This window comes from Bacillus sp. ISL-18 (assembly GCF_018613415.1).
In the GTDB taxonomy this organism is placed as follows: Bacteria; Bacillota; Bacilli; order Bacillales; family Cytobacillaceae; genus Neobacillus.
In genome coordinates this window covers 1-12603 of record NZ_JAGGQG010000034.1, presented here as the reverse complement: position 1 = coordinate 12603, position 12603 = coordinate 1, and the positions used below count along the sequence as shown (strand labels likewise).

Genomic DNA, 12603 nt, shown 5'->3' with positions numbered 1-12603 from the left:
TCTTTCTGTTTATGTAAGTTATTAAGACAGACCCATTTTAACATAGTTTGCTCAAGTCCATTGCCTAACCCAACTCGGTCAAAATAATTTTGTGAAGTTTACACATAATACAGGAAAAAAGGTGTGTTCTTGTTTGGATTTCCCTACCATCGAAATGAATTTTTGGGACGCCGTCTTTGCAATCCCAATTATTATCGTCTTCACCCAATTTATAAAAGTTTATTTTAACATTCCGAGATGGTTTGTTCCTACGATTGCCCTTTTATTCGGACTTGGGATCTCTATCTTTATTAGCCACAAACACAGCTTCATTTCTGGTGTGTTTATGGGCTGGTTTTATGGATATGCAGCGATTGGCTCTTATGCTTCATTAAAAACCAACGTAACCTCTTTTCGTAATAAAAAAAGTAATAAGAAATAAAAAGGAAGGAATCTTTCGTCATATTTACGATTGATTTCCTTCTTTTTTATCTAAATCTATTAGGAAACTGTTTCACAATTCCATCTGTTAAAAAGTCACCCATATGAATAAGATGGGTCTCATTGGTATCGGCGGTTTTGATATCAGCCGCCCATTCCCCTTTCAATCGGTATTCCACTTCAGCTATTGTTAATTTTAAATGGGTATAAAACATATCTGATAGAACCTGTTTGTTCCAATTCGGGTTGGCATTCGAAAGGAATGTAACAATTTCATCAGCATTGCGGATCCAGTCTTTATTGAATTGGTTAACCTTCGCTTGATCACCGGCTTTTGCCGACTCAATAATTTTCCCGGCAATCAGAATATGTTCCTTAAGTAAATTGTTCAGCTTGTTCCCAGCTTGTTCTCCGTAATAAGGTTTAATTATATTTCCAAGATCCACTTGATTTTGTAATAACCTTGCCAGTACATCATTTTGGTCTTTAAGTCCAGCCAAACTGCTAACGATAAAGCTTCTGGTCCACCAGGCATGTTCGATCCACAGCTTTTGCATTGGGTACTTTAGTTCAATCACTGATTGATTAATACAAACCCGCTGAGGTGCTGGCCGCCCTTCTGCCCCTGCGAGTGAATGAGAGGCTGTAAAAGCAAAGGTGAAGACAGCCAAACATGCGGCTAGTTGTTTTTTCATTGATGATTCTCCTTTTCGGATGTTTCTCTTTTAGTTTTAGTATCGGGACATTTTCCTTCCTTATGCAACCATGTCCAGAGTCCCGAATCAAAAATTTACATTTTTCCGGGATGAGTTTGACTTACTAAGGATTCATTATAGAAAACCATCCCAGGCATATTAATCCGGTGTTCATGAAATACCCTTAATAATTCAAACCTTACCTGCCTCGATACCTCAAAATAATCATCCGGCCAAACCAGACCTACCATACATAGCTCGTACCCAACATATTTATGATTAGGGTTAAGATCAGTTATGCCGATAAACTGAAATTTCTGTTCTGGGCTGCCGTCCTCCATTTTTAATAGGCATTGGGAGTATTTTTCATTACAGATACTGCAAACTTGTTCCATTAACTGTTTCATTTCTTGAGGATCTTCCTGGTAACTGACCGTCATTCGTTCGATTACACGCATTTTCCCTTTATTAAAATTTTGAATTGTCCTAACTTCCCCATGTGGTATGGTCAAAAGTTTGCCAGACCATTCACGAATTTGCATAAAACGGATGCCAATCTCCTCAATCGTTCCAGAGTTATTACCATTAAAAGTAACATAGTTTCCGACTCGAAACTCTCGATCTGACAGCCTGACCAATCCCAATAATATATCTTTTAAAACCTCTTGGGCTGCAAGACCAACAATAACACCAACAATTCCTGCACCCGCTAATAAGCCCTTTAAGTTCATAAATTGGCCGATGAGATACACAATCACAATGGTCACGGAAGAGTATTTTAAGGCAGATCGGATAACCCCTTGAATGGTCTGCTCGACTTCATCCTCTAATAAATGTGATTTACGAAAAAACCAATCGACACTCCGGTTAATCACAAAAGAAGAAACCGAGAGGAGAAGGATCATAAACACAACTCTTAAGATTAAATAATCATTTATATATTTTAAGAATGTCTCTGTATAGGTTAAAAGTTCCATCGATTCACTTCCTTTTTAAAAATAGAATCACCTCTTAGCATGACCTATATTTTCCAGATTATTTTTCATAGTAATTTGATATCTAGCAAATGATTCTTCCAATACTAACAACTCTTTTATTATGTAATGTAATTGTAAAACTCTGTAATACTAATCTAGCGAATCCATTCATAGAAATAGACATAAATAAGAGAGTTCGACTGGAGGAAAATACAATGAAAAAATTAATGACTGTTATAACCGTTCTGTTATCCCTACTATTTACCTCGCCAGCATTTGCTTATACCGTAAATAGCGGGGACACAATGTCAGGAATTGCTAGAAGTCACAATCTTTCATTACAAGAATTAGCAAGTCTAAATCCGCAAATACAAAATCTTGATTTAATTTATGTTGGACAAACGATCCATACAGAATTGCAGGAAGTAAATGCAATTGGACAAGCTGTACATACTGCTTCAAAACCTGAAATAACAGTAGGTTATTCTGAAAATGAACTCGATTTGCTGGCAAGATTGGTCCGTGCCGAGGCCGAAAGTGAACCATACCAAGGCAAAGTCGCTGTCGCCTGTGTGGTCCTAAATAGAGTTGCCAGTCCAGCGTTCCCTAACTCCATTAAAGAGGTGATCTATCAAAAAGGGCAATTTCAACCTGTCCGCAATGGGGCCATTAATCAGCCGGCTGATGGAGACTCCATCAAAGCGGTACAGGAAGCCTTAGATGAAAAACGTAATACAGCCGCAGGCTCGTTATTCTTCTATAATCCGTCCACTGCCACCAATCGCTGGCTAGATTCCAAAACCACAACCCTTGTTATTGGCCACCACGTATTTAAAAAGTAACTAAATAAACCAAGCGCCAGATGCCTTTCAATTAAATGGATAGCACCTGGCGCTTTTCTACGGTAAAATAAAAATCAATGAATCTTATAGAAACAAAGGGGAATTAGCTTGAAACAATATAAAACAATATTGTTCGATGTTGATGATACATTATTAGATTTTGCTGCTGCTGAAGCGTTAGCCTTAAAACTCTTGTTTGAAAGTCAAAATATCCCACTGACAACAGAAATAGAAGCAAACTATAAAAAATTAAATCAGGGGCTGTGGAAATCATTTGAAGAAGGAAAAATGGCTCGAGATGAAGTCGTAAATACCCGGTTTTCCCTCTTATTTAAGGAATACGGTCAAATCGTTGATGGTGTTTTATTAGAAAAGAACTACCGGGGCTATTTAGAAGAAGGCCATCAATTAATCAGTGGTGCACTTGAACTAATTTCCAAGTTGCGGAATCACTTTGATTTATACATTGTTACAAATGGGGTTTCCAAGACACAGGACAAACGATTGCGTGATGCAGGCCTTCACCCGCTTTTTAAGGAGATTTTTGTCTCAGAAGATACTGGTTTTCAAAAACCAATGAAGGAATTTTTTGATTATGTCTTTGCACGAATTCCAAATGTTTCTCCAGAACAAGCTTTAATCGTCGGGGACTCCTTAAGCTCTGATATTAAAGGCGGACAGCTTGCTGGTCTTGATACTTGCTGGTTTAACCCAATGGGTAAACCAAATGATACTGGAATAATACCCACCTATGAAATCCGGAATCTTCAGGAGCTATATCCCATTTTAAATCTGAATCATTAATCCTGACCACGTTGAATAGCCGCCATGTGTTATGCATGGCGGTTTTATTATTTATTTTGAACCGTTGTTGGAAGGATGATTTAGGCTTTCCGATTGTTCATTCGTTGTTTCTTCAGGTTCATCAATCTTTTCTTCATCCCCGTTACTTTTCTTACGATTCGTCTGAAAAATATCTTTTGATACTGTGTTTAGCTTTTTTACAAAGCGGTTAAAACCAAATCCTACAAAGAAAGCTATACTTATTGGGGCATAAGGGGTATCTTGATAATCCGTAAATTGAATTAATAATATCCCACTTTGGATAATGGTAACCGCTACAACCGCCGTGCCGGTTGCAAAAATAGGATAAAAAATGTACATGATCCACTTTCGGTAATCTTGTAACTCGTCGTCCATATAGTGGGTGCAGAACATATAAAGGTGTCTTAGTGAACCCCCAATGGCCCCAGCAAAAAAATAATACAAAAAAATTTTAATATCCGAAATGAATGGCAAAGATTTTTCCAGTGTACCTGTCCCCAACATGCCTACCGCAATAAAACTTCCGAAAAATAGCAGCGAAAGATATGTCAAAATGACTACTTTTAACCATCTCTTCATTTGTGACACCTCCGCTACTATCCTATGTTTCTCTGGAACTGAAGTGTCACTGTCTTTAGAACCAAATACATTTAGAATAAAAAAACGAAGAAATTTTCACCTTTTTTATTAATTGATCATGCTTTGATAACATCATCCGTCTGTAATAAGGTTACATTATTGGTTTCAACGGTTTCCGGATATTTAATGCCTTGCCCCGTGTTTAAGCAAACCACTGTTTCATCTTCCTTAATCCAATTTTGTTCGCGTAAAATACGTGCTGCTGCAAATGTCGCCGCACCTTCCGGACAAATGAAGTTTCCTTCAAGTTCTGCCACTTGCTTTTGCGCTTCCGAAAGTTCATTTTCCGATATCGCAATCGCACAGCCGTTTGTTTCATAGATGGCTTCTAAGACGAGAAAATCTCCAAGTGCTTTAGGTACATTGATGCCAAAGGCATTTGTCTTAGAGTTTTCCCAAAATACCGATTCCTTCTTCCCTTCTTGCCATGCCTTTACAATTGGAGCACATCCCTCCGCTTGGACAGCTACCAATCTAGGAAACTTGTCAGTTGTAATCCAGCCCAGTTCTCTTAATTCGACTAGTGCTTTATAAATGCCGATAATCCCCACACCGCCGCCAGTCGGATATAAAATGACATCCGGAACCTGCCAATTGAATTGTTCAAAAATTTCATAGCCCATTGTCTTTTTACCTTCAATACGATACGGCTCCTTTAATGTTGATGCATCATAAATACCCTGTTCAGCAATTAACTTGGCGACAATTTTACCAGCATCACTGATTAATCCATTTACTAAATATAGATTGGCCCCTGAGACGGCAACCTCTTTTCTAGTGATATTCGGTGCATCCTGTGGCATAACTATGGTCGCTTTGATCCCTGCTTTTGCAGAATATAATGCCCAGGCAGCACCGGCGTTACCGTTCGTCGGCATTGCCAGCTGTTCTACACCTAGTTCTTTTGCTTTTGAGATTCCAACACTTGCGCCGCGAGTTTTAAAGGAACCCGTTGGAATGATTCCCTCATCCTTAATATATAAATTGGTTAAAGCGTATTTTTCGCCAAGTTTCTTTAGTTGTGTTAAAGGAGTCATACCTTCATCTAACGAAACGATATTTTCCTCGCTTTTAACTGGAAGCAGTTCATGATATCTCCATAAACTATTTTTCCGAGCGTTTAAATCTGCTTTTTTAAAGACAGATTTTGCCCCACTTAAATCGTATTTTACTAAAAGTGGTGCTCCACAACGACATAATTGATTTACTTCATCTACAGAATAAATCTCATGACATTTTGGGCACTCAAGATGAGAAACATAGCTGAACTTCATAGCTTAAACCCTCCAATAATGTATTTATGTAAACTAAATAATGATTTCATTTTCTTTCGAAAAACGAAATATAAAGTTTGTAGTCTGCACAAGCCCATTATATCCGATAATCCCGACCATATAAATAAGTATTATGGAATAGATTAAACGAAAAAAAGGGAGCTTACTAAACTCCCTTTTCCCTCCTATTATTTTCATCCAGAAAATGGCTCTCCCCCTAACTCAGGTTGGTTATGTGCAAACCGTTGTTTTTTGGACTTTTTAAAATGGAATAATTCATAGATAACCGGCACCACCACTAATGTTAACAAGGTTGAAATAGCGAGACCCCCGATTACTACGATAGCGAGACTCTGAGAAACAAGACTTCCCATTTCTGCTTTTTTATATAATAGCGGCAGCATAGCACAGATTGTCGCAATAGCCGTCATTAAAATTGGTCGGATCCGTGTACTAGCCGCATCTAAAATAGCCTCACGCATAATCATCTTCACTTCATTCTGCTTAACCCGATCAATTAATACTATGGCATTGGTCACAACAATTCCAATTAACATTAATGCGCCGAGTAGTGCCGTAATATCAACAGGAATCCGGCTTACCAACAGTCCAATGATTGCCCCAATTGCAGCTAATGGGAGCGAGAATAGAATCGCTAGTGGGGCACGCAAGGTTTTGAATGTAATGACCATGATTAAATAAACAATCCCAATTGATAGCGCCATTGTTATAAATAGATCCGTAAAATCATTGGCTTGATTGACAGCCGCACCTCCGACATATACCTTCACATCATCAGGAAATTTTAAACCAGTTCCAGGTTTGGTGCCATTAATCTTTGTATTGATTTTTCCTGAAACCACGGAAAGTTGTTTGGGGTCAACGGTTGCCGTAACTCGGAGATAGGTTTCCCCTCCCTTATGAAGAATCTCGGTTGCTTTATTTTCTATATCAAGCTTGGCAATAGAGGTTATTGGGACTAATTTTTGCTGATTTGTAACCATAATTCCTTCCAAATCCTTTTTATCGGACGGATTTAAAATGGGTTCTAAATATACAGGTGTATGATTTCCATCTAGATTAACACTTCCAATTGGTATACGATTTAGCATCATACCAAGTTGTTGGATCACTTCACTTGGCTTTGCAGCTTCTGGGTTGACTGAGAACGTATAGACTGGCTTCTTCTCTTCTTGGTTTGTTTCTACTTTTTCTACCCCTTTAATATCCTTAATCACATTTTTAATCTTCACAGCACTGGACTCTATATCGGCCATTTTTTCGCCTACTACATCTATGGTAATCGATGTGGAACTTCCGCCTGTTAATGAACCAGCGCCTGAAAGTAATTCAGCACCAGGATAATTTTCCTTTTGTTTATTCACTTGATCAATAAATCGTTCTGCATTGGCATTCTTTTTCATCACAATGGTAAAAGCAGCCGATGTCGGGGACCCAACCTCCCCATACTGAGCGGCATCGGGACTATTACCCAATTGTGTATAAATGGCTTTAGCGCCGTTTTGGTCTAATAAATATTTCTCTAATTTTAAAGTATTATCGTGGACTATTTTGATCGGTGTTTCATTCGGGTAATCTAATGAAACCGTGACTAGTTCTGCATCAGAACTATCAACTGCCCCTTTCGGCATCACAAAATAGGCACCGATGGAACCAAAAAACAGTAAGGCTGATGAGAGTAAAATAACCCACTTATGATTTAATGACCAGCGCAGCATTGAAACATACCGTTTAGATGGTCGATGTTTCGGAAGATTGGCCTTTTTCAATAATCTTGCACTCATCAGTGGAACAACGGTTAAAGCGACAAGTAACGATGATAATAATGAATAGGTTACCGTTAACGCAAATGGCAGTAAGAAATCTTTTAACCCCGCCCCCACTAAGCCAAGTGGAAGGAATACAGCCACCGTTGTGAGTGTGGAAGATGTGATGGCAGAAGCCACTTCCTTGGTAGCTGCGATTACAAGCTCAATTGAAAATTTCTCGTCCTGCATTTTACGGAAAATATTTTCAATCACCACGATACTATCATCAACTAAACGCCCGACAGCAACTGCTACTCCACCAATTGTCAGGATATTTAGGGTGATTCCTGACCGCCCTAGTAAAAAGAGCGTTAAGCACAACGATAATGGGATTGAAACAATGGTAATAAAGGTTGATCGAATGTTCCGCAAAAAGAGCATAATAACAATGGTTGCAAATAAAGCCCCTAATAGTACCTCTTTTATCATGCTTGTGACCGAGTTGACGACCATATCGGCCGTTGAATAGAAAACACGAACATTAGCATTCTCATATTTTTTCGTGAGCGCTTTTGCTTCTTTTCTTACCTCTTTGATAATGGAGACCGCACTTGAATTACTGTCCTTAGTGATGACAGCAAGCAGGGCATCTTCCCCATTCACACGAGTAATATGATCTTCTTGACTGGCTTTTTGAACATGGGCAATTTCCCCGAGCTTTACTCCTTGAATAACAGGAACATCCTTTAAGTCTTCAAGACTATCAAGTGTTCCAACTACCTTAATGTTACTCGTTTTTCCATCAATCGTTTTTTGACCGACAGCAGCTGCCAGGTTTTGTCCCTGTAACGCCGCTGCAACAACTTGAGCTGGCAATTTATATTGCGACAGTTTTGCTTGATCCAATACAACGGAAACCTCATTTACTCCTCTTCCATACATGGCTACACTTCCGACACCTTTAATTTGCTTTAGTGCAGGAAAAATTTTATCATCTGCTAGTTTACTATTTTCTTTTGTAATGCCATCCTTAAATGTAACTGCAATGTCAGCTATTGGTATCATATCTGTATTAAGTTGGACAACAATCGGTTTATTCGTACCTTCCGGAAGCTTGACCGTATCAATAGCTTTTTGAACATCCGCAGCAGCCTGCTTCATATCTGTCCCTGCCGCAAACATAAGGTCTATCTTACTGAATCCATCACCAGTTGTGGAATACATCTCACTTTTTCCTTTTACGGCTGCAACTGAATGTTCAATTGGTGCGGTTACTGTATCTGTCATTGTAGCAACATCTGTTCCCTGACCAAGAACTACTACTGTTACCTGCGGATTATCAGCCGTTGGCAAAAATTCCATTGGTAAAGTAAAGTAACTGACAATCCCCATTATTAGGATTAGAACAGTCGTTAGTGACACAGCAGCTTTGTTACGAAAAGACCACTTTGTAAACCAAGTCATTTTTAATTTCCCCCTTATAAATTTATTGATGAGTGTACGTATGTAGGTATGGAATAAGGCCTTATTAGGACTAGGTATTGGACAATCAGTATAATAGACCTATCTCGACTAGGATTTTTGAATCACTTAATCCAAAATGATTATACTTGTTCTTTATTAAGAAGTAAATTATTTTTGGAAAATTTACCAAACTTTTACAACTTTGATTTTTAAAATTAAATAAAAAAGCAGTATGAATAAATTCACACTGCCTCTCAATAAACTATTATTTTTTTATTTTATAATTTTTATGATTCACGATGGTTGTTAGCGGTTCATCCTTTTCTTTTGAATAACCGTATTGGACGATAACAGAATTTTCCCGGACCCCGGTAACACTGCCTTCGTGGCTTTCTCCATCACGTTTAAAAGTAATTATTTCTCCGACTTTTGCATTAGCCATTCTATTCACCTCGTCTTTATCTTTTCCAAAACAACTAACTGCCATTCGATTACCGCTTCTCTTCCTACATAAATTTTTAGATATTGACGAAAAATAACATGAAAAATTTCAAAATTCATTGGGAGATACTGAATGGAAAAAAGGCAGGACTCTGATCACAAACATATTGCACGGTTATATTTACGAAGATATTTCTATAAAGGCAGGACTGTTCTGCCAAAATTAACGGCGGAATCTGTTGGGCTCGGAATATTACTTGCCTTAGTGGGGGGATTCTTGGATGCCTATACCTACGTTAGCCGAGACGGAGTGTTTGCTACTTCCCAAACGGGTAATCTTGTTTTGTTAGGTGTTGAGATGGCACATGGCCAATGGAACCAAGGATTAAGACATATTCCACCTATTGTCGCATTTGTTTTAGGAGTAGCCGTGGCCGAAGGATTAAAACACCCACATATTATCAGGACTTTTCCCTATCCGGCCCGTACTGTCCTTTTATTAGAAAGTATTGTTCTTTTATTGGTCGGAACTTGGCCAGTTGAGGTACCAAATATGATTGTTACCATCACGATTGCTTTTGTAGCCTCAGTACAAATTTCCTCATTTCGGACCTTAGTAAAATGGCCCTATAATTCTGCAATGGTAACTGGAAATTTACGTACTGCTGCAGAAGCGGCCTATACTGCAATCGTGATGCATGACCGAAAAGGCTTCCACCAATTACTTGACTTTACGCTCATTATTGCCTCTTTTCTAATCAGTGCCTTACTTGGCACACTATCAACATTACATTGGGGTGCAAAAGCCATTTGGATTGCTTCAGGAATTCTTCTATGTGCCATGCTCGTCTTACATTCAAACCCAAAAACATTACTTAATAAATCATAAAGCAGAAAAGAGGCGGATGACTCCCGTATTTGGGAATGATCTATCGCCTCTTGAGATTAAATTCTCTTTTTAATATTATTTCGGATCAATTCAATGATTTCTTCGGGTATATTAACCGGTAGTGACGTGCCATCCTCGAAAACCCAGCTGTTGATAATTTCTAAATCTGCTTTTTTAAATGTAACACTATATTCTTTATTTTCATGAATGAATTCGGCTGTCACATATTCCTCAACAGCAAAATCATCATCTATAATCATATTGGTAATTTCAAATGACTTCACAAATATGTCTCCTTTATCATTCCGATATTACTTATAGCGTTAACTTAATAAAGGGATTTATTCAAAAGGTTATTCCAAACCAGCTTCCTCATTTGTCAGTTTCGTTAAAGCAGACCAATCCAGATTTCCCCGGCCTTTTGCAGTGGAGGAAAGGAGACGATTATGGACTAAATTAGCCAGTGGCATAGGAGTCTTTGTATTGTTCGCTTCATCTAGGACAAGATTACAGTCTTTTAGACCTAGTGCCAACTGAAAACCGGCTGGTTCAAACATTTTCTTCGCAATCATTGATCCGTAACCGTTATAAACAGTACAGTTAAATAAGGTTGACGAATAAACTTCAGCAACCATCTCACGATCCATTCCATTCTTTTCAGCCAAATTGAAGGCCTCTGCCATCGCTTCCATTGCTGCCATTATCATAAAATTCCCGCCTAATTTTACCACATTAGCATTGCCAGGTTCTTCACCTAAATCAAACACACGCTGACCGAGTGCCTCTAGGACAGGCTTCACCTTTTCTTTTGCTACATGGTTCCCTGATGACAAGATCCACAATTTTTGGGCAGCGGCAGCCTCTGGACGTCCAAATACCGGAGACGCGATATAAGAACTCCCCTTATCTTGATGGTACTGCGCTAGTTTCCTTGATGTCTCGGGTGAGACCGTACTCATCGAGAGATGGATACCATCTGTCCCTAATCGATCCCCGATTCCATCCTGACTGTAGACTAATTCCTCTAATACTTGGTCGTTGGCAACCATTGTTACAACAATTCCACCACGGGTAGTCACATCACAAGGACGACTAACCTGCTCCGCACCTGCCGCAACAACCTCTGATGCTTTACTTGCTGTCCGATTGTAAACTTTTACTTTAAAACCTGCCTTTAATAAGTTCAATACCATTGGTTGTCCCATATTGCCAATACCTATAAAACCGACTTCTTTCATTTTATTTCCTCCTCATTACTCTCTTATTAACGACTATTCCTGTCTAAGATACCCATTTCCATATTAAATCAGATTCAATATTTTCGCTTTATTGTTTCTACCGAAAGAAATAGCCCATTATAATAGCTTTTGATATCATTGATTATTAGATCCTTATTCTTTATTAAAATAAGAGTATCTCGGTTCAAGCAGCATCCATCACAAATTCTTTTCCAAGCAGGTGTTAGCCACTCTTGTAATCCACCTAGAAACCGATTTTCCATTTTAACATGTTCAAAAAACAGTAATTTTCCTTCGGGCTTACATACTCGCAGCATTTCCTTCATTGCTTGATTCGGATTTGGGATTGTGCAGAATACGAGTGTAGCTACAACTGTATCAAAACTATTGTCAGCAAAAGGGAGCTTTTCAGCATCTGCTTTCACCAGCTCAATATTTACAGAGGATTGTTTAAGCTTATCTTGTGACTTGTAAATCATATAAGTACTTGGTTCGGCAGCGACTACCTTTTCAACCGATTTATATAGAGGAAAATTAATACCAGTCCCGGAACCGATTTCCAATACATGTCCTTTAGCCTTAGACAAAAGGTCCTCACGAATTCTTTTAAACTTCCTTTTTTCTAGAGGACGCATAAAAAAATCATACCATTCAGCAAACCTGCGGCTCAATCTAGTCAACTCCAATATGTATGTTCTCGTTTTACACTATCACTATTGCATAAAAAGGGAAAGACCCCTTAACCCTGGAAGTGGTCCATTTCTAATATTTGAGACGAAAAAAGCAGTGAATTCACAAAGTGAATCCACTGCTTTTTTGAAGAACTAATGACGCGCCCGAAAGGAGTCGAACCCATAACCTTCTGATCCGTAGTCAGACGCTCTATCCAATTGAGCTACGGGCGCATGTAAGTGATATTTTTGTATTGAGAGTTCGTTCTCTCAAAACTAGATAATGTAGAAGAAGTTGTAAAAACGAGTTCGCTTAAAACTATGGTTAAGTCCTCGATCGATTAGTATCAGTCAGCTCCACATGTCGCCACGCTTCCACCTCTGACCTATCAACCTGATCATCTTTCAGGGATCTTACTAGCTTGACGCTATGGGAAATCTCATCTTGAGGGGGGCTTC

At 38.7% G+C, this 12603-nt stretch carries 13 protein-coding genes, 1 tRNA gene and 1 rRNA gene; 4 read left to right on the top strand and 11 right to left on the bottom strand.

The window, feature by feature from the left end:
• Positions 1-133 precede the first annotated feature (133 nt).
• Positions 134-421 carry a hypothetical protein gene (locus J7E81_RS29545; protein ID WP_215047711.1) on the top strand — a complete coding sequence of 96 codons (288 nt, stop codon included), beginning with the start codon at positions 134-136 and terminating at the stop codon, positions 419-421.
• A 46-nt stretch (positions 422-467) separates the two neighbouring features.
• Here the strand turns inward: J7E81_RS29545 and J7E81_RS29540 are convergent, their stop codons facing one another.
• Together J7E81_RS29540 and J7E81_RS29535 are read right to left on the bottom strand one after the other, a co-directional pair.
• Entirely contained in the window at positions 468-1115 is a 648-nt protein-coding gene (locus J7E81_RS29540; protein WP_215047710.1) for a glycosyltransferase, read from the bottom strand.
• A gap of 95 nt (positions 1116-1210) precedes the next feature.
• Complete coding sequence (locus tag J7E81_RS29535) at positions 1211-2092, bottom strand: mechanosensitive ion channel family protein (RefSeq protein WP_215047709.1); 882 nt, start codon at positions 2090-2092, stop codon at positions 1211-1213.
• A 215-nt stretch (positions 2093-2307) separates the two neighbouring features.
• Here J7E81_RS29535 and J7E81_RS29530 point away from each other — a divergent pair, with 215 nt between their 5' ends.
• Together J7E81_RS29530 and J7E81_RS29525 are read left to right on the top strand one after the other, a co-directional pair.
• Entirely contained in the window at positions 2308-2934 is a 627-nt protein-coding gene (locus J7E81_RS29530) for a cell wall hydrolase (RefSeq protein WP_215047708.1), read from the top strand.
• A 108-nt stretch (positions 2935-3042) separates the two neighbouring features.
• Positions 3043-3738, top strand: a complete 696-nt coding sequence (locus J7E81_RS29525) for a YjjG family noncanonical pyrimidine nucleotidase (RefSeq protein WP_215047707.1) — start codon at positions 3043-3045, stop codon at positions 3736-3738.
• 51 nt (positions 3739-3789) lie between these two features.
• Here J7E81_RS29525 and J7E81_RS29520 read toward each other — a convergent pair whose 3' ends face one another.
• The 4 genes from J7E81_RS29520 to J7E81_RS29505 all read right to left on the bottom strand — a co-directional run bounded on the left by J7E81_RS29520 (position 3790) and on the right by J7E81_RS29505 (position 9347).
• A complete protein-coding gene (locus J7E81_RS29520) occupies positions 3790-4338 on the bottom strand; it encodes a hypothetical protein (protein ID WP_251028969.1) in 549 nt (182 codons plus the stop codon).
• Positions 4339-4454: 116 nt separating this feature from the next.
• Entirely contained in the window at positions 4455-5672 is a 1218-nt protein-coding gene (locus J7E81_RS29515; protein ID WP_215047706.1) for a threonine synthase, read from the bottom strand.
• Between the two features lie 194 nt (positions 5673-5866).
• Complete coding sequence (locus J7E81_RS29510) at positions 5867-8905, bottom strand: efflux RND transporter permease subunit (protein ID WP_215047705.1); 3039 nt, start codon at positions 8903-8905, stop codon at positions 5867-5869.
• A 265-nt stretch (positions 8906-9170) separates the two neighbouring features.
• Positions 9171-9347 (bottom strand): DUF2187 family protein, encoded by a 177-nt coding sequence (locus J7E81_RS29505; protein ID WP_215047704.1) that lies wholly within the window; start codon positions 9345-9347, stop codon positions 9171-9173.
• 132 nt (positions 9348-9479) lie between these two features.
• On the opposite strand from J7E81_RS29505, the gene J7E81_RS29500 reads away from it, so the two are divergent.
• Entirely contained in the window at positions 9480-10235 is a 756-nt protein-coding gene (locus tag J7E81_RS29500) for a YoaK family protein (RefSeq protein ID WP_215047703.1), read from the top strand.
• Between the two features lie 56 nt (positions 10236-10291).
• Here the strand turns inward: J7E81_RS29500 and J7E81_RS29495 are convergent, their stop codons facing one another.
• From J7E81_RS29495 to J7E81_RS29475, 5 genes are all read right to left on the bottom strand, one after another.
• Positions 10292-10519 (bottom strand): hypothetical protein, encoded by a 228-nt coding sequence (locus tag J7E81_RS29495; protein ID WP_215047702.1) that lies wholly within the window; start codon positions 10517-10519, stop codon positions 10292-10294.
• 69 nt (positions 10520-10588) lie between these two features.
• Positions 10589-11473 (bottom strand): NAD(P)-dependent oxidoreductase, encoded by an 885-nt coding sequence (locus J7E81_RS29490; protein WP_215047701.1) that lies wholly within the window; start codon positions 11471-11473, stop codon positions 10589-10591.
• Between the two features lie 74 nt (positions 11474-11547).
• A complete protein-coding gene (locus J7E81_RS29485) occupies positions 11548-12144 on the bottom strand; it encodes a class I SAM-dependent methyltransferase (RefSeq protein ID WP_251028968.1) in 597 nt (198 codons plus the stop codon).
• Positions 12145-12304: 160 nt separating this feature from the next.
• A tRNA-Arg gene (locus J7E81_RS29480) sits at positions 12305-12378 on the bottom strand.
• 87 nt (positions 12379-12465) lie between these two features.
• Positions 12466-12603, bottom strand: a 23S ribosomal RNA gene (locus tag J7E81_RS29475); the annotation flags it as partial.

Bases quoted from the DNA above. Each gene is read 5' to 3' on its own strand.
- J7E81_RS29535 (WP_215047709.1), bottom strand. From the start codon at position 2,092: ATGGAACTTTTAACCTATACAGAGACATTCTTAAAATATATAAATGAT.
- J7E81_RS29540 (WP_215047710.1), bottom strand. From the start codon at position 1,115: ATGAAAAAACAACTAGCCGCATGTTTGGCTGTCTTCACCTTTGCTTTT.
- J7E81_RS29530 (WP_215047708.1), top strand. From the start codon at position 2,308: ATGAAAAAATTAATGACTGTTATAACCGTTCTGTTATCCCTACTATTT.
- J7E81_RS29520 (WP_251028969.1), bottom strand. From the start codon at position 4,338: ATGAAGAGATGGTTAAAAGTAGTCATTTTGACATATCTTTCGCTGCTA.
- J7E81_RS29515 (WP_215047706.1), bottom strand. From the start codon at position 5,672: ATGAAGTTCAGCTATGTTTCTCATCTTGAGTGCCCAAAATGTCATGAG.
- J7E81_RS29500 (WP_215047703.1), top strand. From the start codon at position 9,480: ATGGAAAAAAGGCAGGACTCTGATCACAAACATATTGCACGGTTATAT.
- J7E81_RS29490 (WP_215047701.1), bottom strand. From the start codon at position 11,473: ATGAAAGAAGTCGGTTTTATAGGTATTGGCAATATGGGACAACCAATG.
- J7E81_RS29505 (WP_215047704.1), bottom strand. From the start codon at position 9,347: ATGGCTAATGCAAAAGTCGGAGAAATAATTACTTTTAAACGTGATGGA.
- J7E81_RS29510 (WP_215047705.1), bottom strand. From the start codon at position 8,905: ATGACTTGGTTTACAAAGTGGTCTTTTCGTAACAAAGCTGCTGTGTCA.